This window comes from Paraburkholderia sp. GAS33 (assembly GCF_050436645.1).
Lineage (GTDB): Bacteria > Pseudomonadota > Gammaproteobacteria > Burkholderiales > Burkholderiaceae > Paraburkholderia > Paraburkholderia phenazinium_B.
This window is the reverse complement of the sequence record NZ_JBNDMP010000004.1, coordinates 1-20,833: the sequence shown is the minus strand read 5'-3', so window position 1 is coordinate 20,833 and position 20,833 is coordinate 1. Positions and strand designations below refer to the sequence as shown.

Below are 20,833 nucleotides of genomic sequence, written 5' to 3'. Positions count from 1 at the left end.
GCGGACGCTTATGCGCCGGCGCAGTCAAAACCAACTGGAACGGGAGGACACGATGAAGACATCACCCCAAGTGTCGCAAGCGGGCGGCAAGCAACAAAAACACGGCAAGAGCGCTGACCCGCACGCGAGTCAGGACGCCCGTTCGTTGCAGGATGAGGCCGCTCCGTTGCCGCACGAAACCGATCAAACTTCGGAGTCGCAACACGAGGACGATCCGCGTCGTGTCGGCAAGCAGGCCCATAGCGATCTGCAGCGCGGCCTGAAGGACACGGACCGGCGCGGTGGCGACGAGTATCAGCAGAAGACGCAGAACGATGCGCACAGCAATGCGAATTCCAGCGGCAAAGTTAAGTCTGGCGCGGGCAACAAGCACTAAGCGTGGGTATTGAATGAAGGGAATGAAGGCCGGTTCTGCGCCAGTGCACGCCGCCGGTATGCGTATTGGAGGCGAGCGTTGCTGCGCGGTGCAACGCTTTCCGGGTCTCAGGACCCAGCGTCTGCCTCACGCGGCTCGAGATCCCAATACGGCGGATCGCCGAAGTGCTCTGCCAGAAAGTCGATAAACGCCAACGTCTTGGGCGGCACGAATGCGCGGCTCGGATAGACGCCCCAGATCGCCACCGTCTCGGCGAGCGGATAGCTGTCGAGAATCGTCACCAGTTTGCCGCTGCGCAGGTAAGGCGCGACATCCCATGTCGATTTCAACGCAATGCCGAAGCCGGCCAGCAAGGCGTCGCGGATGACCTCGCCGTTATCGGTGGCGAGGCGCCCGTTGACGCGCACATCGATCGGCCCTGCCGGCGTCTCGAAAGCCCATGTATGCTGGTCCGACAGAATCACGCATTCGTGTTGCACGAGATCGGCCGGATGATGCGGCGTGCCGTGCTCCGCCAGATAAGCGGGTGCGCAGCAGATGACGCGCCGGTTCACCGCCAGACGTTTAGCCACCAGCGTCGAATCCTTCAACGCGCCAAGCCGGATTGCCAGATCGACCCCGGCGTCGACGAGATCGACGATATGGTCGGAGAGGCGCAGATCGACGCTCACACCCGGATAGCGGCGCAGAAATTCGGGGATCACTGGCGAAACATGCTGGCGTCCAAACGACGATGTCATCGACACCCGCAGACGCCCCTGCGGCTCGGTTTGCGCCCGGCCAACCGAGGCGCGGGCGGCGGCCGCGGCATCGAGCAGCGTCTGGGCGCGCATCATGAAAACCTCGCCGTCCTGCGTCAGGCTGATACGGCGGGTGGTCCGATGCAGCAGACGCGCGCCGAGCAGCCTTTCGAGCTGCGCGAGCCGGGCGCTTGCCACCGCCGCCGACAAACCGAACTCGCGCCCGGCCGCCGATACATTAGCCAGCAGCGCAGCCCGCACGAACAGCGCGACGTCGAGCAGATCGAGCCGTTCGCGCTCATTGACGGCAGATGGCGGAGAGGCAGCAGACTTCATTATTCCGAATTTCAAGAAAATGTTTAAGCCATTATGCCTGTTCTGAAAGAGGAAGGATCGTCCTAAGATAGCAACCAGTCGATCGATGCCGGCCGCCCACGGCACCCGCGTCGAAGCGAATGTTTAACCCCGCCTAATTGATCAACGAATCAGGAGTTGCCATGAAAGCTGTCGGTCTTTATCGCTATTTGCCCGTCGATCATCCCGAAGCGCTGCTCGACGTCGAGCTTCCCAAGCCGGAAGCCACCGGCCGTGACCTGCTCGTGAAGGTCGAAGCGATCTCCGTGAACCCGGTCGATTACAAGGTGCGCTCGCCGAAAGACTCGGTCGAGAAGGCGCCACGCGTGCTCGGCTGGGACGCGGCGGGAACGGTGGCGGCAGTCGGCCCCGAAGTGACGCTCTTCAAGGTCGGCGATCCGGTGTTCTATGCAGGGAGCATTACCGGGCCGGGCGCGAACAGCGAGTATCACCTCGTCGACGAACGCATCGTCGGCCACAAACCGGCTTCGCTCGACTTCAGCCACGCCGCGGCGTTGCCGTTGACCGCGATTACCGCGTGGGAGGCGCTGTTCGACCGGCTCGGCGTGTCGCCGCAAGGCGCGGATAAGGGGCGCTCGGTGCTGATCATCGGTGGCGCGGGCGGGGTGGGTTCGATCGGTATTCAACTGGCGAAGCAGCTCGCCGGACTGACGGTCATTGCGACAGCCTCGCGTCCGGCGTCGGCAAAGTGGGCGACCGAACTGGGCGCGGATCACATCGTCGATCATTTCGGCGACATGCCGGCGCAGTTGAAGGAGATCGGTTTCGAGCAGGTGGACTACGTGTTGATTTTCAACGACACGGACAAGCACTTCCCGGCGGCAGCCGCGGTGATCAAACCGCAGGGCGGTATTTGTACGATCGTTGAAAACAGCAATCCGGTTGCGGTCGAGTTGCTGAAGGCGAAGAGCGCCGCGTTCCATTGGGAATTCATGTTCACGCGTTCGATGTTCGGTACGCCCGACATGATCGAACAGCACAAGCTGCTGACCGAAGTAGGCCGTCTCGTCGACGCGGGCACGCTGCGCACGACGGTCGGCGAGGACCTCGGCAAGATCAATGCGCAGAACGTGCGGCGCGCGCATCAATTGCTGGAAGAAGGCCGGGCAATCGGCAAGCTCGTGTTGACCGGCTTCTAGGCATAGCTAAGCCAAGGGACGCGCTTAACGCAAGCGGGTTAACACCCAATCCGCGCGAAGCGTTTTTGGGTCCGCTTGGCGGTAGACTGGCAGGGCTCCATGCAAAGTCGCTGCGCGTCTCGCGACGCGAGCGTGCAGCGGCACAACGACGAGGTGACCGTATGAGCCCCTGCTTCAGACTCTCCGCCGTGTCTATGGTCGCATCTCTTGCCTGCGCCCTGGTGCCGGCAGCCCATGCCGTCACGCCGATCACGGTGACTTCGCAAGCCGCGACGGATGGACCGATCCGCTACACCGTCAAGGTCACTTCGAAGGAATTCGGCAACGTGCAGGAAACCCGCACGATCCGCTCCGGCGAATCCGATGACTTCACGTGGAAGACCGTGCCGCCTGGCGGCGCGGTCGCGGCGACGGACCAGTGTCCCGACTACACGTCGTATCCCCTTGATAGCAACGGCGCGGTGCTGCGGCAAACGCAGATCCGCTTTGCGCCGGTGGTCGCCAATGACGGTACGGCAACCGTGCAACTGAGCTTCCAGGCATTGGCGCCGCACGGCACCAAAAACGTGACCAACGCCGGCAAGACGCTCAAGTGTCCGAACGATGTCAGGCTCAGTCAGATCGTGCGTTTTAGCATGCCCACCAACGGCAGTGCGAAGACGCTGACCTTGAGCGATGGAACCCAGGTCGTGGTGTCGGCGAAGCGCTGAGCGGTTGAGTGATCAGCGCTTCGGTGGCATATATGATGCGCTGTGCATGCACCGCCTATGTGCGCTGCATGCAGTGGATCTAACGCCACGGCAAGGCAAGCATCAGCGCCGGCTGGTCGCCGCTCGTTCCATCAATCGAGATGCCAAAAACCGGTGATCCGCTGAAAACAGCCGCCGATAAGTCAGCAGCACGGCCAGCACAGTACCGAGCGCCGACGCCGCCGCGATCAGAAACATGATCACGATCTGATAGCGGACAGCCTGCAGCGGCGACTGACCGGCGAGCACCTGACCGGTCATCATGCCGGGCAGGCTGACGATGCCTACCACTGCCATCTGGTTGAGCGTCGGAATCATCCCTGCACGCACCGCCTGCCGCGCCGGCGCCTGGGCAGCTTCCCAACGGGTGGCGCCAAGCGCGAGCGCCATGTCCACGCGATCGCGCCGCGCAGTCAGCTCTTCGGTCATCCGTTCGATGCCAAGCGACACCCCCGTGAGCGTATTGCCGAGGATCATGCCGAGAATCGGAATCGCATATTGAGGCTCGTACCACGGGCGAATGCGGATCACGACGAACAGACCCACGGCAGCCACCAGCCACGAGCTGACCCAGATCGATACGATGCTGTCGACGCGCTGCCCCGCATAGGTGCGTGCGCCGCGTTGCGCGCCCGCGAATCCGGCGATGAGGGTCATCGCCACCATCAACGGCAGCACCACAAACCAGCGGTCGAACTGGAACACCCAGCCGAGCACATAACCGATCGCCAGCAACTGAACCACGGTGCGCACCGCGGCCCAGGCGAGCTTGCGTTCGAGGTCCAGCTTGAGCGCCACCGACACCGCGCCGTTCACCACGATCAGCAGCGCGGCGATCGCCACATCCCACAGGCTGAGGTTTTGCAGGTTCATTGGGCTGGTTCCTCATTGGCATCTCTCGGTGCTGCGGCTTCATCGAGAACGCCGCCGCGCATGGTCAGGTGACGCTCGCTCATGCGTTTTGCCTGGGCCGGATCGTGCGATACCCACACCGATGCGCGCGGCTGCCGGTCGTCGGCGAACCACGCTTTGACGAGACCTTCGATAGCGTGCGACGACTCGGGATCGAGCGAGGCCGTCGGCTCGTCGAGCAGCAAGACCTCCGGGTCGAGCTGCAGCACACGGATCAGCGCCGCGATCTGCGCTTCGCCGCCCGACAGATCGCTCGCGCGTTTGTCGAGAAAGTCGTTGCCTCGACCCGCCTGCGCCGCCAGCGAAGCGGCCCGCGTGCGATCGAACTGCACATCGCGATACGCCTTGAGCGAGAACGGGTAGCGCAGGTTGTCCTCGACCGTGCCGTCGAGAATCGCGGGCCGTTGCCGGATATAGGCGACATTGCGGCGGTAGCGCGGGATCGCCGCGCGTTCGACAGGTTTGCCGTGCCAGGCAATGTGTCCGCTGTCAAGCGGATCGAGCAGCGCGAGCGCGCGCAGAAACACGCTCTTGCCCGAACCCGACGGGCCGGTAATGGCGACCCGGTCGCCTGCGTACAGCGTGAAACGGGTTTGACGCAGGAGTATCTGACCGCTCAGCGGATCGCGTCTGGAGATGTCCACGGCGTCGATGAGAGGAGTGCCGGTCATGTTTGAATTGGGTTCATAGGTACAATGCGCGTCCCCGTGCCTGATGCACAGTGAACCGGGCATGTTAACTGCTGTCCGATAAGCAAATTGAGAAGAATGGAGTGACTCATGGCAGTGTCGAGCACGATCGGCGGACGAATCGGCAAGATCATCGCATGGCTCCTGGCAGTCATCGTTGTCCTGATCGCTGCATTGGCGATTTTTATCCTGACCTTCGACTGGAATCGCGCGCGTCCCTGGGTGGACCAGAAAGTCAGCGACGCGATAGGCAGGCAGTTTGTCATCGAGGGCGATCTGAAAGTCGGCTGGCGCCATCCGGTGGGTGAGACGGGCTGGCGCGGCTGGGTGCCTTGGCCACGATTTTCGGCGGCCAATATCACGATAGCCAATCCCGACTGGACCAAGCAGCCGCACTTCGCCACGCTCGACGAGATCGACTTCGAAGTCGCGGTGCTGCCGTTGCTCGCGCATGACATTGTGATTCCGGCGATCAATCTGGTGAATCCCTCGGTTGACCTCGAACGGGTGCTCGACGGGCGCAATAATTGGACGTTCAAACTGCAGTCATCTGCTGGGCCGTCGGAATGGAAGCTGGAACTGCACGACATTGCATTCGCCAAGGCCAACATTGCCTATTCGGACGAGCAGAAGAAGACCGACATGCAGGTCGTGGTCGATACGCTTGGCCAGCCAATCCCGATCGGCGACGTGATGAAACAACAGGAAGCGGCCTCCCGTAAGGACTCCGCACAGGTGGTTGGCAAGGAGGGGGCGAGCAAGCTGACCGCTCAGGCGAATGCGATCACCGCTTCGGAGGCGACGGCGGCGTCGGCGGCTGCGGAGGCGTCGTCTACGGGCTCGGCCTCGGCTGCTGCGCAAGCCTCTGCCGCGACAGCGGGGAGCGCCGGCTCGAACGCGTCGGCGGCCGGCCGTCCTGGGGCGGGTGAAGCGACCATGACATCGGTCGCGTCTGCGCCGATCAATCCTGCCAGCAGCGTAGGCATCGGCGCCAAGCCTCCGGTTCCGCCGTACGCCCTGGGCTGGACCGCCAAGGGGTCGTACAACCACACGCCCGTATCAGGCACCGGCAAGTTAGGCGGCCTGCTGGCGCTGCAGGACGTGAACCGGCCGTTCCCGCTACAGGCCGACGTCAAGGCCGGCGACCTGCATGTGGCGCTGGTCGGCACGATCACGGATCCGGCCCATCTCGCTGCGGTCGATTTACGTCTGTGGCTGCAGGGCACCAGCATGGCGCATCTGTATTCGCTGACGGGCGTGACATTGCCGGACACGCCGCCTTATGCCACGGAAGGGCGCCTCGTAGGCAATTTCAAGCAGGACGGCAACGTCTTCAAGTATGAAAATTTTACAGGCCGGGTGGGCGGCAGCGACCTGAACGGCTCGCTGACCTACACGGCTCGCGAGCCACGACCGCTGCTGCAGGGTGAGCTTGTATCGAACCTGCTGCAATTCTCCGATCTCGCCCCGGTGATCGGCGCCGATTCGAATGCCAGCAAAGCCAAGCGAGGCGATGCGACCAAACAGCCGTCCAACAAGGCCCTGCCGGTTGAGGAGTTCCGCACGGACCGTTGGAAAGCGATCGACGCCGACGTCAAATTCACCGGCCGGCGGCTCATCAAGAATCCGGATCTGCCGATTACCAACCTGTACACCCACGTCGTGATGACGGACGGCGTGCTCTCGCTGGTACCGCTCTCGTTCGGCGTGGCGGGCGGCACGCTCTCATCGGACATTCATCTGGACGGCAGCACGACGCCGTTGAAGGGCCGTTTCTCGACCGCGGCGCGCCACCTGAAACTCAAGCAACTGTTCCCGAACTTCAAGACGATGCAAAGCGCACTCGGCGAAGTGAACGGCGATGCCGCGCTTTCGGCAACCGGCAATTCGCCGGCGGCGCTCGCCGGAACGGCGAACGGCGAAGTGAAAGCGCTGGTCACCGACGGCACGGTGAGCCGCTTGCTGATGGAGGCCGCTGGCCTGAACGTGGCCAACGTGGTCTACGAAAAGCTGTTCGGCACGGCTGACGTCAAGATCAACTGCGCCGCCGCGGACTTCGTGGCGACCGACGGCGTGCTCAATCCGCGTGTCTTCGCGCTGGATACGGACGACGCGGTGATCGACATCGACGGCAACGTCAATATGCGCGACGAGACAATGGACCTGGGCGTGCATCCGCACACGAAGGGCTTTCGGGTATTTTCGCTGCGCTCGCCGCTATACGTGAAAGGCACCTTCAAGGATCCTCACGTCGGCGTGAATGCGACGGCATTGGCGCTGCGCGGTGGCGCAATGGTCGGCCTCGGCCTGATCAACCCGTTTGCCGCGCTGATCCCGCTGATTGCGCCGAGCAATAACAAGCCGCTGCCCTGCAATCAATTGCTGGCGGCCGAGCGCGCGCAGCCTACTGCGCCGGCACCGGGGCAGAAGGAAAAGGCGCGTGCGCCGATCTCGCTGGATGGGAATGCTTCGGCTCCGGCCGCGGCAAGCAGCGCAAGCAAGGCTGCCAGGCCGGCGGCCGCGTCACCGGCGAATGGCGGTGCCTTGTACAAGGGGAGCTAGGCAGGAGACAGGTGCGCCGGGAAGGGCAGCATCAGCGCAGAAGGAAAGCGGGCGGGCTCATGACAGCATGAGCCCGCCGCTTATCGCCGCATAACAGAATCAGAAGAGACTCAGCGCAATGAGCGCGGCGTCGCATCGCCAGCGGCATCCTGGCGCCGTACACCGCGACGTGGACCGCCTACCGCCGCACGGGTGGCGCCGAACTCCGGGAGAATCCGGCCGCGGGCGCGGCTGGCAAATACGAGGAAGCCGAAGCCGTCCGCTTCGTACCAGTAACCACCGTTTTCCAACCCGTCGAGCGGCTGTTCCAGGGCATTGGCGATTGATTCAATGCAACGCCGGCGCAGTTCGGCAGGCGCCGGGTAGGGCGGCTGTGCACCGCGCACGCTGCATAGGAGGACGTCGAGACCTGGCAGCACATGGGCGTACAGCACTGGCTCATCTTGTGCGCGAGCCCGCGCGATCTTGGTGTCGAGCTGGCCGAACGGTTTGAAGTGCCGTAGCACGGCGAGGAACGACTCATCGCCGTCCACCTTCGCGCGCCGACGCTTTTTCGGGAAGGACATAAAAATTCGCCTGAAAAAGAATTGCAAGAAACGCAGCGTCCTCATGCGACCACTCCCGGCTTCGCGCCGCCGCACGTCGATCTTTTATAGCATACGAAAATGCCAGATTCACGGTGATTCGACGATCAGTCTGCCTCACACCCATCCGCACGAATCGTGCCGAATCGCCTTGCCGCGCGCTTTCGCATCCCCAGCATCAGTCTCTAACTTCTGTCTCAATGATAGACGCAGGTGCCCTGTAAGGGAGAGCCTCGCCATTAAAAAAACACATTTTTATGTTGTCCAGCGCTTCCATGGCGGCAGATTGAAATATCTCGGGTTCGCGTCGATAATGACCCGGTTCCGCTACGGCGGTTCGGCGGCCTGCGCCGCTTGGGGGCAAAGCGCAGCCCGCCGCCTGGACCGTGCGGCGTCCGGATAGACTACCAGGCGCACATGAAACTATTTACCAAGGGTCTCCTGCTGATCGCGATGCCGAGCGTCGTCGAGCTGGCATTGCTCGGCGTCGTCTTCGAGACGCAACAGCGGGCGGCGCAGGCCGCGCTGTGGGTCGCCAATAGCAAGCAGATCCTGTATCAGTCGTCTTCGCTCATCGACCCGCTGCTGCGTCAGGCCGCGCGGGTTCGCACGGGTATGGTGGTGGGCGACCCCACGTTCGTCGACCGTCATGTGGCATGGGTCGACCTGGGTGACCGGCTGACCCATCTCGAACAACTGGTCGTCGACACACCGCAGCAGGCCACGCGCGTGCAGCAGATGCGCGCTACCGTCGATGCTTACCGGGCCCAGGCCGAGACCATCGCCAAGGGCCTGCGTGAGGGTCGCAGCATGAGCGCATTCACCGCGCTCGAAGCCGGTGAGGTGCCGACCCAGGTGGCGCTGTTTCGCGACCAGCTCGATGCTTTCGTCGCGGAAGAGTCGCGCCTCGATGCCGAGCGCAGCGCTTCGCTCGCTCAGACCAAGGCTCGCCAGCAATATGCGCTGATCGCGGCCGTGCTTGGCTCCATGCTGATCTGGGGTTTCACCGCGCTGGTATTCGCCCGCAGTATCGGCCGCCGTCTCGAGGTGCTGAGCGGGAACGCCGAGCGCCTCGGCCATGGCCGGCCATTGAGTGCACCTCTTTCAGGCAACGACGAGATCGCTGCGCTCGACGCCGTACTGCACCAGACCGGCGCACGGTTGCGCGCGGCCGAGCAGTCCCAGACCGTCCTGAAGGCAAAGCTCGAGGCGCGTGCCAAGGAACTGGCAGGGGTCAACGAGGAGTTGCGCCAGGAGACCCAGGACAACGAGATGTTCATCTACAGCGTGTCGCACGACTTGCGCTCGCCGCTCGTGAACCTGCAGGGCTTCTCCAAGGAGCTGCAGGTTTCCTGCGACGAACTGCGCGCCACAATCGATGCGGCGCAGTTACCGAAAGCCGAAGAACGCCGCCTCACCGATGTCCTCGACGGCGACGTGCGCGAATCGCTGCAGTTTTTGCGGACCGCCGTGACGCGGGCAGCCGCGATCATCGAGGCGTTGCTGCGAATCTCGCGGGCCGGGCGCCTCGAATATCAGTGGCAGCGCGTGAGTATCGGGCGGGTGGTGGCGCACGTGGTCGACGGGTTAGCCGGCACGATCGAAGCGCGCGGCGTGTCCGTCACCGTGCGCGAGTTGCCGCCGGCGTGGGGCGACCCGGGCGCGATCGAGCAGATCTTCAGCAATCTGATCGGCAATGCGCTCAACTTTCTCGATCCGGACCGCATGGGCCGTATTGAGGTGGGCGCGTGCGAGCCAGATCCTGTGGACGAGAGCGAGCCGCCCGTCTTGCGCACGCGAACTTACTATGTGCGCGACAATGGGCTTGGCATTCCGGCGGCTTATATGTCCAAAGTGTTTCGTGCCTTTCAGCGGCTGCACGGCGAAGTGGCGAAAGGCGACGGCATTGGACTTGCACTGGTGCGGCGCATGGCCGAGCGGCACGGCGGACGCGTCTGGGTGGAATCGGCAGAGGGCGCGGGGTCGACGTTTTTCGTCGTGCTGCCCGAGCAGCCGGCCCGGCTGTAAAGCGGGCGTCGAATCGCAGCAAGTCATGCAGCAAGGCGGTTCTCGTGTGCAGTCCTTGGGCTGCCCCGCGGATCGCTTAAATTGAAAAGTATGAAACACGAATAAACTGATCACGCACCGGCGATTCGCAGGCACGGAGGCAGGATGAAACATGGGGAAACGGTCAGCATCGTCCTGATCGAAGACGACGACGGCCACGCTACGCTCGTCGAGCGCAATTTGCGCCGGGCCGGCATCTCGAACGGTTTTCTGCGGTTTTCCGATGGGCAGCAGGCGCTCGATTATTTTTTCGGCGATCCGCCCAGTGGGGACGTAGCCGGCAAATATCCGCCGCGCCAGGATCTGATGAACTTCGTCGTGCTGCTCGATCTCAAGATGCCGCGGGTGGACGGCTTCGAGGTGCTGCGCCGTCTGAAGGACTCTCCGTCTACGGCTGCGGTGCCGGTGATCGTCCTGACTACAACCGACGATCCGCGTGAAATCGAGCGCTGCTATGAACTTGGCTGCAATGTGTACATCACGAAGCCGGTCGAATATGACGCATTCATCGAGGCGGTGCGCCGCCTCGGCTTCTTCCTGCAGGTGGTGAAGCTGCCGCCGGGCCAGCGTTTAATGGCATCCTGAGGGACCTATCGTTACGGTACAGGCCTCAAATCCGCCAGCGTAAATCCAGCCATAGAAAGAACCAGCATGACCGAAGACGTATCCTCGCCACCCGCGGATTATGTGCTTGTCGTCGATGACGACGAAGGCATCTTGCGTCTTGCACGCAAGTCGCTGCAGCGGGCCGGTTGTCGCGTGGCGCTCTGTTCCGACGTCGAAAGTGCCCGCGAGCGGATCGCGGCCGGCGAGCCGGACCTGCTCGTACTCGACTATCAGCTCAACGGGCCGGAGACTGGCCTCGACTTCTTCCGCCGGCTGCGCGCCGAAGGCGTGCGCAGTCCTGCCATCCTCGTTACCGGGTTCACGGACGAATCGCGCGTGATCGAGGCGTTGCGCGCCGGCGTCTCGGACGTGGTACCGAAATCCGGCGACTACCTCGACTATCTGCCGGAAGCTGTGGAGCGGGCGCTCTCACAGGTCCGACTACAGCGGGCTTCGGCCGAAGCAGTGCTGCTGCGCGACCGCGAGCAGCATTACCGTACCTTGTCGGAAGCGCTGCCGCATCTCGTGCTGACCTGCGACGCCAATGGCGATTGCGATTTTCTGTCGAAGCAGTGGTTCGAATACACGGGTCTCGACGAAAGCCATTCGCACGGCCTCGCGTGGCTCGAAGCCGTTCATGCCGACGATCGCGAGGAAATCCGCCAGAGCTGGCTGAAAACGGTCAGGAGCGGGGCCGAGGACTATCGCCATGAGCTGCGCATTCGCGGCCATGACGGCGCATACCGCTGGTTCGACGCGCGTATCGTTGCGATGCGCGATTCCGACGGCGTGGTCACCAAGTGGTTTGGCAGTTGTACGGACATTCATTCGCAGCGCGAAGCGATTGAGGAGCATGAACGGCTGCTGGCTTCCGAGCAGGCTGCGCGGCACGCCGCCGAAGAAGCCAATCGTGCGAAAGACCGCTTTCTGGCAATGCTCTCGCACGAGTTGCGTACGCCACTCACGCCTGTGCTGGCGGGCTCGCGAGTGCTCGAAATGATACCGGACCTGCCGGACCAGGCGCGCTCGTGCGTGCTGATGATCCGCCGCAACGTCGAACTCGAAGCGCGCCTCATCGACGATTTGCTCGATCTCACGCGGGTGGCGAACGGCAAGCTGCGTCTCTCGCTGGAGACCGTGAACGTGCATGAAGTGATCGACAGCGTGCTTGAACTGTTTCGCAGCGAGATTCAGGTCAAGCAGCAGGACGTGCATGTCGACAAGGCCGCGCAGCACCACTACGTGCTTGCTGACCGCGCGCGATTGCAGCAGATGCTCTGGAACCTGATCCGCAACGCCGCCAAATTCACACCGGACGGCGGTCATATCTATGTGCGCACGCGCGACGAGCGGATGCATGTGCAGATCTCGATCGAGGATACGGGGATCGGCATTGAACCCGAGCAGATCGGCAAGCTCTTCAACGCGTTTGAACAGGGCAATCAGAACATGACCCGCCAGTTCGGCGGTCTGGGATTAGGTCTCGCTATCACCAAGGCGCTGACCGATGTGCACGGCGGCACGGTAACGGCACAGAGTCCAGGAGCGCACTGCGGCGCGACCTTCACGATTACCTTGCCGACGGCCGCGAAGCCTGTTGAAGAAGCGGTCGTCCCGGCACCCGCTGCGACCTACCCGGGTGGCGTCATGACGATCCTGCTGATCGAGGATCATGTGGACACCGCCGAGGTGATGGCGCAGCTGATTCGCAGCCTCGGCCATGAGGTGACGGTGGTGGGCCGCGTGGCCGACGCGCTGGCGGCCACACAGTCGGTGACGTTCGATCTGATTGTGAGCGACGTCGGATTGCCGGACGGCACCGGCCTCGATTTCATCAAGGCGTTTCGCGAACATTCGGACGTGCCGGCGATCGCCTTGACCGGCTTCGGCACCGACGAGGATGTGCGTCGCTGCCTGGGCGCCGGTTTCACATCGCATCTGACCAAGCCTGTGAATTTCGGTCAGCTCGAACAGTTGATCGAGAGCGCGGCGAATGTGAAGGCCGAAAAAACCGCGGCCTCCGATTCCACGTAGTGCGAAGTTTTGGCGAATGATGCCTTACCTACGCCTGGGGCAGGCGCGGCGAGTTTTTCAGTGAATCGCGGATTTCACGCAGCAGCAGCACGTCTTCCGGCGTCGGAGCGGGCGGCGGCGCTTCGGCAGGGGCCGGCTTGCGCAGGTTGTTGATGAACTTCACCATCAGGAAAATGATAAAGGCGAGGATGATGAAGTTGATCAGCACGGTGATGAACGAGCCATAGCCGAATACGGCCACACCCGCTGTTTGCAGGTCTTTATACGACTCGGGGCTGCCCTTGAAGCTTGCCGGAATCTCGCCCAGGCGGATGAACTTGTTGGAAAAATCGAGGCCGCCGGTGGCGAGTCCGACGACCGGCATGATCAGGTCTTTGACAATTGAATTAACAATGGTGGAAAACGCGCCGCCGATAATCACACCGACTGCAAGATCCATCACGTTGCCTTTGAGGGCAAATTCCTTGAACTCCTTGACCATGCTCATTGGGATTTCCTCCTTGAAGTCGATGGCGCCATGATAGCCAACGTGGGGAGGATAGGGTAGTGCTTTTGAGGATGCGCCTGCGCTACGGAAACTATGACTCAAGCGCGTGAGCCCGCTCGACGTGCGCTGCAAAACTGACCGTATCGATGTTGGCCCCGCATAGCAGCACCCCAACGCGTTTGCCCTGCAACGTCTCGCGCAGCGGACCGAGCAGGGCCGCTGTAGCCGCCGCGCAGGCGGGTTCGACGGCGAGCTTGAGTTGCGTGAACAGCGTCAGCATGGCCGAGCGCAACTGGTTGTCTGTGACCGTGACGAGGCGGTCGATATGGCGTCTGCACAGTTCGTAGCTGTATTGCTCGGTGTGCGGTGCCATCAGCGAATCCGCAATGCTGTACATGTGGCCCATCTTGATCGTATGGTTGGCCGCGAAGCTCTTGCTCATCGCATCGGAACCGTCCGGTTCGACCCCGAACACATGGATGCGCGGATTCGCCAGCCGTAATGCTGTCGACACACCCGCCGCAAGGCCGCCGCCGCCGATTGGTACGATCACTGCGTCCAGATCCGGCGTTTGCGTGGCCCATTCGTAGCCGAGTGTCGAGGTGCCGAGCACCGTGCGGTAACCGTTGAACGGATGCACGAAATAGCGGCCTTCCTCGGCTTCGACGCGGCGCACGATCTCGAACGCTTCGGCGCCGTTCTCCGCCAGCACCATCTCTGCGCCGAACTGCCGGCACAGCGCGACGCGCGCCGGGTTGGCGGAACGAAACAGCACGACCTTGGCGCTGATGCCGAGGCGCATCGCCGCATAGGCGACCGCGACCGCATGATTGCCGCCCGATACGCAAGTCACTCCGGCACTGCGTTGCGCTTCGTCGAGCGCGAGCAGATGGGTGAACGCACCGCGTGTCTTGAAGCTGCCGCCCGCCTGCAGCAGTTCGAACTTGAAGTTCACCATCGTGCCTTCCAGCGATGGCAAATCGAGCTTGTCGAACACCGGCGTGCGCGCGACCCACGGCGTCAACGCAAAATGCTGCGAGGCGATGTCGTCGAGCGTCGGGATCGGCTCGCCGTCGATCGTATGGTCGGTGTGCTGAGGCGTAGCGGTGGACATGGCGTGGGGTGAAGTCGTCCGTTCTTAGTCTTTGGAGTCGCGCGGCCTGCTTCAGTTCAAGTCAGAGCCTCCACCGACATGCTGTGAATGAACTTTGCGAGGAAGCGTTCGCAATCCACCAGCTGTTCCAGCGCCACGAACTCGTTGGCCTTGTGCGCCTGCTGGATGTCGCCGGGGCCGCATACGATGGCCGGAATGCCCGCCAGCGAGAACAGTCCCGCTTCGGTGCCGTAAGCGACCTTGCGTTTGTCCTGATCCCCGGTCAACGCGCGTACCAGTTCAGTGATCGCTGCCTGTTCCGACGAGTCGAGCCCAGGGGCGGCCGCGATCTTCGAGATCTCGATGGCTGCGGACGGATGTTCGCGCAACATCTTCGGCAACAGCGTTTCGCGTGCGTACTGATCGATGCGCGCGAAAATCGACTGCGGATCGAGCGTAGGCAGATTGCGGAATTCGAACTGAAAGCGGCATTCCGCAGGCACGGTGTTGATCGCGTTGCCGCCTACGATGGTGCTCGTCTGCGCGGTGCTGAAGGGCACGTCGAACAGTTCGTCGAACGGGCCTTGCTCGCGAAACTGATCGGCCATATCGCGGATGTAGCAGATCAGCCGCGCGGCGTATTCGATTGCGTTCAGTCCCTTCGGTGTCAGCGACGAATGCGCCGCCTGTCCCCGCACGCAGCACTGGTACGTGTTGATGCCTTTGTGCGCGATGATCGGGCGCATGCTGGTCGGCTCGCCGACGATGCAACCGTCCGGTTTGATGCCGCGTTTCATCAGGTCTGCGATCAATAGCGGCGCGCCGACGCAGCCGACTTCCTCGTCGAACGAGAGCGCGAAGTGAATCGGCTTGGCGAGTTTCGTGCGCTGCATTTCGGGCACGAGCGTGAGCGCGGCGCCGATGAAGCCTTTCATGTCGCAGGTGCCGCGGCCGTAGAGTTTGGCGTCGCGTACTTCCGGTTTGAACGGATCGCTGTCCCATTGTTGACCGTCGACCGGCACCACGTCCGTGTGACCCGATAGCACGATGCCGCCATTGGTCTCGCCGTCATGGGCGGGGATCGTGGCGAACAGATTGGCCCATTTGCCGCTGGGGTCGTGCGTGAGCGTGCTTTCGACGCCGGCTGCGCGCAATTCGTCGCGCACGGTTTCGATCAGGCCGAGATTCGGATTGCGGCTGACCGTATCCATTGATACTAGGCGCGTGATCCAGGGAAGCGAAGCAGGGGACGTGGAAGACGAGGCGGCGGGTGCGGACGATGCGGCTGTGTGCGCGGAACGCGCTGATTCAGCGACGTGGGACATGACGAAGCTCCGACTTTTAAGTCTTTCGATCATACCCAAAAAACGCTGCCCCGGCTCGCGCAATAGCAGGCTGCGGCGCGTCTTGCGCGCCGCAGCATACAGGGCGGAGGTGGGTTGCCTGACCCCGCGGAGCTAGCTTCAGCGTACCGCTGCGGTGGCCGTACCCCGCGTCGGCGAGCCGAGTGCGCGCAGCGTTTCTTTCACGGTTGCCACTCGCACGGCCAGATCGGGGCTGCGCGTTTCGATGCGCAGTTTGTCCTGACCCGCGAGCTTGATGTGCTTGTGTTTCTGCACCATTTCGATGATCCGCATCGCGTCGATCGGCGGATTTGGGATGAATTGCAGGCCGATGACCGATTCTCCCGCATCGATCTTCGAAATCCCCAGCGGTTTCGCCGCGAGTCGCAAGCGATGCGTTTCCACCAGCGCGTGCGCTTGCGGCGGTAGCTTGCCGAACCGGTCGATCAATTCCTCCTGGATGCCATCGATCGCGTCGTTATGTTCGCAATTTGCGAGGCGCTTGTAGAGCGACAGACGTTCCTGCACATCGCCGCAATAATCGGCCGGCAGAATTGCAGGCGCGTGAAGATTGATCTCGGTGGTGGCCGCGAGCGGCGCGGTGAGATCGGGTTCCTTGCCTTCCTTGAGTGCCTTCACGGCGTCGTTCAGCATGTCGGTATAAAGCTGGAAACCGATCTCCTGAATCTCGCCCGATTGTTTGTCGCCCAGCACTTCGCCCGTGCCGCGAATTTCGAGGTCGTGCATGGCCAGATAAAAGCCTGAGCCGAGTTCTTCCATCTGCTGGATGGCTTCGAGACGGCGCTGCGCCTGTTTGGTGAGCCCCTGCGGGTCGTGCACCAGCAGATACGAATACGCCTGGTGATGCGAGCGTCCGACGCGTCCGCGCAACTGGTGCAACTGCGCGAGGCCGAATTTGTCGGAACGGTGAATCAGGATCGTGTTGGCGCTCGGCACGTCGATGCCGGTTTCGATAATGGTCGTACACAGCAGCACGTTGGCGCGCTGGGCGACGAAGTCGCGCATCACGCGTTCGAGTTCGCGCTCGTGCATCTGGCCGTGTGCGACTGCGATGCGAGCTTCGGGCACCAGCGCTTCGAGCATCTGCCGGCGGTTCTCGATCGTTTCGACTTCGTTGTGCAGGAAGTAGACCTGGCCGCCGCGCTTCAGCTCGCGCAGCATGGCCTCGCGGATCACGCCATCTTCTTCGCGACGCACGAAGGTCTTGATGGCGAGCCGCTTTTGCGGCGCGGTTGCGATCACGGAGAAGTCACGCAGGCCTTCGAGGGCCATGCCGAGTGTGCGCGGAATCGGCGTGGCGGTGAGCGTCAGTACGTCGACTTCGGCGCGCAACGCTTTCAGGGCCTCTTTCTGACGCACGCCGAAGCGATGCTCCTCGTCGATGATCACCAGACCCAGGCGTTTGAACTGCACATCCGAGGACAGCAGTTTGTGCGTGCCGATGACAATATCGACGCTGCCGTCGTTGATCTGCTGGATCGCTGCGTTGACTTCCTTGGTCGACTTGAAGCGCGACAATTCAGCGATGCGCACTGGCCAGTCGGAGAAACGGTCGGAGAAGGTTTGCGTGTGCTGTTCTGCCAGCAGCGTAGTTGGCGATAGCAGTGCGACCTGTTTGCCGCCCATCACCGCGATGAAGGCCGCGCGCAGCGCGACCTCGGTCTTGCCGAAACCGACGTCGCCGCAGACGAGACGGTCCATCGGCTTGCCGCTTGTCATATCGCCGATTACAGCGGCAATCGCCGCGGCCTGGTCGGGCGTTTCTTCGAAGCCGAAGCTTTCCGCGAATTTCACGTAGTCGCGCGGTTCGAGCGCGAACGCATGACCTTCGCGCGCCGCGCGGCGCGCATACAGGTTGAGCAATTCAGCGGCGGTATCGCGAATCTGCTGGGCGGCGCGGCGCTTGGCTTTTTCCCACTGGCCGGAGCCCAGCGAGTGAAGCGGGGCGCTTTCCGGATCCGCGCCGCTGTAGCGCGAGATCACGTGCAACTGCGCGACCGGCACATAGAGTTTGCTTTCGCCGGCGTATTCGAGGTGCAGGAACTCGGTTTCGCCTTCGCCGAGATCCATCGTCACCAGACCCATATAGCGGCCGATACCGTGCTGCGAATGCACGACCGGGTCGCCCACCTTCAGCTCGGACAGGTCGCGCACCATCGAATCGACGTTGCTCGCCTGTTCCTGGCGGCGCCGCCCGGAGCGGCGTACGAGCGGGCCGTACAGTTCGGTTTCCGTGATGACAGCGATGCCTTCGGCGGGCACCGCGAAGCCGGTGGACAGCGGAGCAACGCCGAGCGAGAAGCGCTCGTCGCCGGTTAACCAGTCGTTGAAGCTGTCGCTCGAGGACGGCCGTAGATGGTTGTCAGCCAGCAATTGCAGCAGCGTTTCGCGCCGGCCCGCCGATTCCGCCGCGAACAGCACGCGGTTCTGGGTCGTATCGAGGTAGCTGCGCAATGCCGCGACCGGATCGTCCGCGTGGCGGTCGATCGCGAGATCCGGCAGCGGCGTGGACCAGCCGCCGCCGGCGTTGGCCGGCAGCACAAGACGCGCGAACGGTTTGGCGAACGTGAAGAAGTCCGCGTCCGAGAGGAACAGGCGCTGCGGCTCGAGAATCGGCCGGTCGCGGTCATGCGACAGGAAGCTGTGACGCTGCTTGGTGTCGTTGGTAAAACGCTTGATGGCCGCTTCCAGATCGCCGACGAACGCGAGTTGCGCACCCGCCGGCAGATAGTGGAACAGCGTGGCGGTCTCTTCGAAGAAGAGCGGCAGGTAGTATTCGATGCCCGCGGACGGTACGCCATTGCCGATGTCTTTATAGATCGAGGCGCGGCTCGGGTCGCCCTCGAAGACCTCGCGCCAACGGCTGCGGAAGGCGGTGCGGGCGGCTTCGTCGAAGGGGAATTCGCGGCCGGGCAGCAGGCGCACGTCTTTCACCGGATAGAGGCTGCGCTGCGTGTCGGGGTCGAACGCGCGGATCGAGTCGACCTGATCGTCGAACAGGTCGATCCGGTACGGCAGCGGCGAGCCCATCGGAAACAGGTCGAGCAGCGAACCACGCACGCAGTACTCGCCGGGGCGCACAACCTGGCTGACGTGCTCGTAGCCTGCCAGCGTCAACTGGGCCTTCAGCTTGGCCTCGTCGAGACGCTCGCCTTGCGAGAACGAGAACGTGTAGCCCGCCATGAACGAGGCGGGCGGCATGCGGTACAGGGCCGTGGTGGCGGGCACCAGCAGGATGTCGCAGCGGCCTTCGCCGAGGTCGTGGAGCGTGGCGAGACGCTCGGAGACGAGATCCTGGTGCGGCGAGAAGGTATCGTAAGGCAGCGTTTCCCAGTCGGGCAGGAGGCGCACACGCGCCTCAGGAGCGAAGAAAGCGATTTCTTGGGTGAGGCGCTGGGCGTCGACGGCGCTCGAGCAGACGACGGCGAGCAGCGGCACCTGTTCGCGATAGGCGAGGTGATAGCGGGCGATCAGCAGGGCATCGGATGAGCCGTGCGTACCGTCGAAGGCGAAACGCTGGCCGGCCTTGACGAGCGCGACGGGCGAGGAGTACTGCGATGATGCGGCAATGTCTGGCATAGAGGAGAAGGCGGCCGGTGGGTCACACGTGAGCGGCAAGTTTACGCGTGTCATGGCGTGGATGCGAAGGACCTATTATAAAATCCGTCCTTTACTTTGACTTTCGCGGCGTCCGCACCAGTGACTTCACGTCTTTTTGCTCTGATTCCGTGCGCAGGCACCGGCAGCCGGTCCGGCGCCGCGATGCCCAAACAATATCGCACTGTAGCTGGTCGCGACCTGTTGCATTACTCATTGGCGGCTTTCGACGCCTGCAGCGAGTTCGCGCAGACGCTGGTAGTGATCGCCCCCGAGGACCAGCATTTCGACGCCCGCCGCTTTTCCGGCTTGCGTTTCGCGGTACGGCGCTGCGGCGGCGCTTCACGCCAGGCCTCGGTCCTGAACGGCCTGCACGCGCTGGCCGAGTTCGGAGCGCACGACGACGACTGGGTGCTGGTGCACGATGCGGCACGCCCGGGCATCACGGCTCTCCTGATCCGCACGCTGGTTAATGCGCTCAAGGACGACGCGGTGGGCGGGATCATGGCGCTGCCGGTGGCGGATACGCTCAAGCGCATTGCGCCGGACAGCGGTGGACGGATTGCCCGGACCGAGTCGCGCGACGGCTTGTGGCAGGCGCAGACACCGCAGATGTTCCGCGTGGGGATGTTGCGCGAGGCGATCTTGCGGGCGCAGCAGGACGGACATGATCTGACGGACGAGGCGAGCGCGATTGAGTGGCTGGGCCACGCGCCGCTCCTGGTGCAGGGCAGCTTGCGCAATTTCAAGGTTACGTATCCGGAAGATTTCGATCTGGCCGAGGCGATTTTGAGCCGGCCTGCGGCTTCCTGAAGAGTTTCATCGTTGATAACCGGACTTCGAGCTATGGATTTGAGAATTGGACAGGGGTATGACGTGCACGCGCTCGTACCGGGGCGGCCGCTCATTATTGGCGGCGTGACGGTGCCTTATGACCGGGGGTTGCTGGGGCATTCGGATGCGGATGTGTTGTTGCATGCTATTACGGATGCTTTGTTTGGCGCAGCCGCGTTGGGGGATATTGGGCGGCATTTTTCTGATACCGATGCGAAGTTTGCTGGAGCGGATTCACGTGTCCTGTTGAGGGAATGCGCTGCGCGGATTGCTCAGGCTGGGTTCTCTATTGGGAATGTGGATAGTACGGTTATTGCTCAGGCGCCCAAGCTTGCGCCTCATATCGAGGCTATGCGGGTTAATATTGCCGAGGATTTGAAGCTGGCGCTTGATCGGGTTAATGTCAAGGCTAAGACTAATGAGAAGCTTGGCTATCTGGGCAGGGCTGAGGGGATTGAGGCTCAGGCTGTGGTTTTGTTAATTAAGGGGTGAGTGGGGGGTTTTGCCTGCGGGGCGGCGGTGTTGGCCTGGGGGGTGTCCCGAATTTTGTGTAAACGGGTTGGTGTTTAACGCTGCACCAGCCGTTCTTCGAACTGGATGGTGAAGCGGTTCAGAGCTGCTTTCC

17 protein-coding genes are annotated in these 20,833 nt (G+C 62.7%); 9 read left to right on the top strand and 8 right to left on the bottom strand.

Going from position 1 to position 20,833, the window contains the following annotated elements; translation table 11 throughout:
• Positions 1-52: 52 nt before the first annotated feature.
• Positions 53-376, top strand: a complete 324-nt coding sequence (locus P3T24_RS13775) for a hypothetical protein (RefSeq protein WP_429288466.1) — start codon at positions 53-55, stop codon at positions 374-376.
• Positions 377-483: 107 nt separating this feature from the next.
• Here P3T24_RS13775 and P3T24_RS13770 read toward each other — a convergent pair whose 3' ends face one another.
• Entirely contained in the window at positions 484-1,452 is a 969-nt protein-coding gene (locus P3T24_RS13770; RefSeq protein WP_429407244.1) for a LysR family transcriptional regulator, read from the bottom strand.
• 161 nt (positions 1,453-1,613) lie between these two features.
• Here P3T24_RS13770 and P3T24_RS13765 point away from each other — a divergent pair, with 161 nt between their 5' ends.
• Both P3T24_RS13765 and P3T24_RS13760 read left to right on the top strand, forming a co-directional pair.
• Entirely contained in the window at positions 1,614-2,630 is a 1,017-nt protein-coding gene (locus P3T24_RS13765) for a zinc-binding alcohol dehydrogenase family protein (protein ID WP_429435359.1), read from the top strand.
• A 161-nt stretch (positions 2,631-2,791) separates the two neighbouring features.
• Positions 2,792-3,340, top strand: coding sequence for a DUF6013 family protein (locus P3T24_RS13760; RefSeq protein WP_074264791.1), 549 nt, complete (start codon positions 2,792-2,794; stop codon positions 3,338-3,340).
• A 102-nt stretch (positions 3,341-3,442) separates the two neighbouring features.
• On the opposite strand, the gene P3T24_RS13755 is transcribed toward P3T24_RS13760, so the two are convergent.
• Positions 3,443-4,252 (bottom strand): ABC transporter permease, encoded by an 810-nt coding sequence (locus P3T24_RS13755; protein WP_429435356.1) that lies wholly within the window; start codon positions 4,250-4,252, stop codon positions 3,443-3,445.
• Positions 4,249-4,962: an ABC transporter ATP-binding protein gene (locus P3T24_RS13750; protein ID WP_429435353.1), complete on the bottom strand. Its 714-nt coding sequence runs from the start codon at positions 4,960-4,962 to the stop codon at positions 4,249-4,251. The genes P3T24_RS13755 and P3T24_RS13750 overlap by 4 nt, the downstream gene beginning before the upstream one ends.
• A 108-nt stretch (positions 4,963-5,070) precedes the next feature.
• On the opposite strand from P3T24_RS13750, the gene P3T24_RS13745 reads away from it, so the two are divergent.
• Positions 5,071-7,542 carry an AsmA family protein gene (locus P3T24_RS13745; protein WP_074264788.1) on the top strand — a complete coding sequence of 824 codons (2,472 nt, stop codon included), beginning with the start codon at positions 5,071-5,073 and terminating at the stop codon, positions 7,540-7,542.
• 110 nt (positions 7,543-7,652) lie between these two features.
• Here the strand turns inward: P3T24_RS13745 and P3T24_RS13740 are convergent, their stop codons facing one another.
• The gene (locus tag P3T24_RS13740) at positions 7,653-8,153 is read right to left on the bottom strand and encodes a hypothetical protein (RefSeq protein ID WP_074264787.1); all 501 of its coding nucleotides are present in this window, start codon (positions 8,151-8,153) and stop codon (positions 7,653-7,655) included.
• Positions 8,154-8,543: 390 nt separating this feature from the next.
• Between P3T24_RS13740 and P3T24_RS13735 the strand changes: the two genes are divergently transcribed.
• The 3 genes from P3T24_RS13735 to P3T24_RS13725 all read left to right on the top strand — a co-directional run bounded on the left by P3T24_RS13735 (position 8,544) and on the right by P3T24_RS13725 (position 12,833).
• Positions 8,544-10,154, top strand: a complete 1,611-nt coding sequence (locus P3T24_RS13735) for a sensor histidine kinase (RefSeq protein ID WP_429288462.1) — start codon at positions 8,544-8,546, stop codon at positions 10,152-10,154.
• Positions 10,155-10,298: 144 nt separating this feature from the next.
• Positions 10,299-10,778, top strand: a complete 480-nt coding sequence (locus tag P3T24_RS13730) for a response regulator (protein ID WP_074264785.1) — start codon at positions 10,299-10,301, stop codon at positions 10,776-10,778.
• A gap of 66 nt (positions 10,779-10,844) precedes the next feature.
• On the top strand, positions 10,845-12,833 hold the full coding sequence (locus P3T24_RS13725) for a hybrid sensor histidine kinase/response regulator (RefSeq protein WP_074264784.1): 1,989 nt from the start codon (positions 10,845-10,847) through the stop codon (positions 12,831-12,833).
• A 28-nt stretch (positions 12,834-12,861) separates the two neighbouring features.
• Here the strand turns inward: P3T24_RS13725 and mscL are convergent, their stop codons facing one another.
• The 4 genes from mscL to mfd form a co-directional block, all read right to left on the bottom strand.
• The gene (mscL, locus tag P3T24_RS13720) at positions 12,862-13,320 is read right to left on the bottom strand and encodes a large conductance mechanosensitive channel protein MscL (protein ID WP_074264783.1); all 459 of its coding nucleotides are present in this window, start codon (positions 13,318-13,320) and stop codon (positions 12,862-12,864) included.
• Between the two features lie 91 nt (positions 13,321-13,411).
• Positions 13,412-14,434 carry a threonine/serine dehydratase gene (locus tag P3T24_RS13715; protein ID WP_074264782.1) on the bottom strand — a complete coding sequence of 341 codons (1,023 nt, stop codon included), beginning with the start codon at positions 14,432-14,434 and terminating at the stop codon, positions 13,412-13,414.
• A gap of 56 nt (positions 14,435-14,490) precedes the next feature.
• Entirely contained in the window at positions 14,491-15,738 is a 1,248-nt protein-coding gene (gene argE, locus P3T24_RS13710) for an acetylornithine deacetylase (RefSeq protein ID WP_429288460.1), read from the bottom strand.
• Positions 15,739-15,876: 138 nt separating this feature from the next.
• Entirely contained in the window at positions 15,877-19,356 is a 3,480-nt protein-coding gene (gene mfd, locus P3T24_RS13705; RefSeq protein ID WP_429435349.1) for a transcription-repair coupling factor, read from the bottom strand.
• Positions 19,357-19,476: 120 nt separating this feature from the next.
• Here mfd and ispD point away from each other — a divergent pair, with 120 nt between their 5' ends.
• Together ispD and ispF are read left to right on the top strand one after the other, a co-directional pair.
• A complete protein-coding gene (ispD, locus tag P3T24_RS13700; RefSeq protein ID WP_074266091.1) occupies positions 19,477-20,187 on the top strand; it encodes a 2-C-methyl-D-erythritol 4-phosphate cytidylyltransferase in 711 nt (236 codons plus the stop codon).
• Positions 20,188-20,220: 33 nt separating this feature from the next.
• Positions 20,221-20,700, top strand: coding sequence for a 2-C-methyl-D-erythritol 2,4-cyclodiphosphate synthase (ispF, locus tag P3T24_RS13695; RefSeq protein WP_429435345.1), 480 nt, complete (start codon positions 20,221-20,223; stop codon positions 20,698-20,700).
• The last annotated feature ends 133 nt before the right edge of the window (positions 20,701-20,833 follow it).

Coding starts and splice junctions, on each gene's coding strand:
- P3T24_RS13715 (WP_074264782.1), bottom strand. CDS start 14,434: ATGTCCACCGCTACGCCTCAGCACACCGACCATACGATCGACGGCGAG.
- P3T24_RS13760 (WP_074264791.1), top strand. CDS start 2,792: ATGAGCCCCTGCTTCAGACTCTCCGCCGTGTCTATGGTCGCATCTCTT.
- P3T24_RS13730 (WP_074264785.1), top strand. CDS start 10,299: ATGAAACATGGGGAAACGGTCAGCATCGTCCTGATCGAAGACGACGAC.
- P3T24_RS13750 (WP_429435353.1), bottom strand. CDS start 4,962: ATGACCGGCACTCCTCTCATCGACGCCGTGGACATCTCCAGACGCGAT.
- ispF (WP_429435345.1), top strand. CDS start 20,221: ATGGATTTGAGAATTGGACAGGGGTATGACGTGCACGCGCTCGTACCG.
- argE (WP_429288460.1), bottom strand. CDS start 15,738: ATGTCCCACGTCGCTGAATCAGCGCGTTCCGCGCACACAGCCGCATCG.
- P3T24_RS13775 (WP_429288466.1), top strand. CDS start 53: ATGAAGACATCACCCCAAGTGTCGCAAGCGGGCGGCAAGCAACAAAAA.
- P3T24_RS13735 (WP_429288462.1), top strand. CDS start 8,544: ATGAAACTATTTACCAAGGGTCTCCTGCTGATCGCGATGCCGAGCGTC.
- P3T24_RS13725 (WP_074264784.1), top strand. CDS start 10,845: ATGACCGAAGACGTATCCTCGCCACCCGCGGATTATGTGCTTGTCGTC.
- P3T24_RS13765 (WP_429435359.1), top strand. CDS start 1,614: ATGAAAGCTGTCGGTCTTTATCGCTATTTGCCCGTCGATCATCCCGAA.
- mscL (WP_074264783.1), bottom strand. CDS start 13,320: ATGAGCATGGTCAAGGAGTTCAAGGAATTTGCCCTCAAAGGCAACGTG.
- mfd (WP_429435349.1), bottom strand. CDS start 19,356: ATGCCAGACATTGCCGCATCATCGCAGTACTCCTCGCCCGTCGCGCTC.
- P3T24_RS13745 (WP_074264788.1), top strand. CDS start 5,071: ATGGCAGTGTCGAGCACGATCGGCGGACGAATCGGCAAGATCATCGCA.
- P3T24_RS13770 (WP_429407244.1), bottom strand. CDS start 1,452: ATGAAGTCTGCTGCCTCTCCGCCATCTGCCGTCAATGAGCGCGAACGG.
- P3T24_RS13740 (WP_074264787.1), bottom strand. CDS start 8,153: ATGAGGACGCTGCGTTTCTTGCAATTCTTTTTCAGGCGAATTTTTATG.
- P3T24_RS13755 (WP_429435356.1), bottom strand. CDS start 4,252: ATGAACCTGCAAAACCTCAGCCTGTGGGATGTGGCGATCGCCGCGCTG.